Below are 1,136 nucleotides of genomic sequence, written 5' to 3' on the forward strand. Positions count from 1 at the left end.
GCAGCAGCTTCCTGCCGGCGATCTGACAGAAGCGGTAGCGCTTCTCTCGACCGGTCGCTTCTCCCCCCGTCTCTCTCTGGTCATTCGCGGCATCGAATACCGCGACAACGAATTTGCCGAAGACACGGTCCTGTCCACCGATGTCGAGACGGCGGAGGAGGCATTGGCCATCGCCAGTGCCCATCTGACCGCCCTGCCCTCCGGGCACGAGCTGGCGATCGCTCTGGATCTCGAACCCGAACCGGTGTTCGTCGCCTGGCTCAGGCCGAAAGCCGCCAGACGGCGCAAGGCGGGATCGCAGGCGGCCACGCTGGCGCCGCTGGCCTCTCCTCTGGGTCAGCAGTCTGGCGCGGTCCTGCAGTGGTTCGATGCCCTGACCGACGAGGCCCTGCCCGACTATGACGGGACGCTGGTGACGGCGGAGCGCGCCTCGAAGACCTATTCCCGGGCGGCGAAGGCAGTGAACACACGCCGGACCTACCGTTCGGCCGTGCGCTCCTGGTGCGCATGGGCGGCAGGACATGGGATCCCTGCCCTGCCCGCACGTAGCGAGGACGTCGCCGCCTATCTGGCTGATCTTGCGCTGCAGAAGAAGCGGCCCGCGACGGTGGATCTGCACCGTGCTGCACTGCGCTATCTGCACCATGTTGCCCAGGTTCCCGTCCCGACCTCCCATGCTCTTGTGTCCGAAACGGTTGCGGGCATCCGCAGGACGTCAACGGAAAGTGCGTCCCGTCAGGTCAAGGGGCTGACCTGGGATCTGCTGAGCGAGGTCATCGAGCAGATCGATACGGATGAGCTGGTGGGCGTTCGGGACAAGGCCATTCTTCTGCTCGGCTTTGCCGGCGCCCTCCGACGGTCCGAAGTGGCGGCGCTGTGCCTGGAGAATGTGGCGCTCGATGATGACGGGATGCGGATCCGGCTGGACCGCTCAAAGGGCGATCGCACCGGTCAGGGTGTCGAGGTGGCGATCCCGAGGGGGATTACCGGTCTCTGCCCGGTCCGGGCTTACGAGGCCTGGCTACGCGCGGCCGGACTGAAAGAGGCCAAGGGACCGGTTTTCCGACGCGTGTGGCTCCCGCCTGCTGCCGAGGCCGGTCAGCCCCCTGCCCTGCCCGCCATGGGTTCAGAGGCGC

Annotated in this window: 1 protein-coding gene; it reads left to right on the forward strand. The window is 66.9% G+C overall.

What is annotated here, in order from left to right:
* On the forward strand, nucleotides 1–1,136 hold a 1,136-nt coding region (locus R5H23_RS15195; protein WP_317215946.1), incomplete at both ends, for a site-specific integrase.

The organism is Gluconobacter sp. GP1, assembly GCF_032913585.1.
Lineage (GTDB): Bacteria > Pseudomonadota > Alphaproteobacteria > Acetobacterales > Acetobacteraceae > Gluconobacter > Gluconobacter cerinus.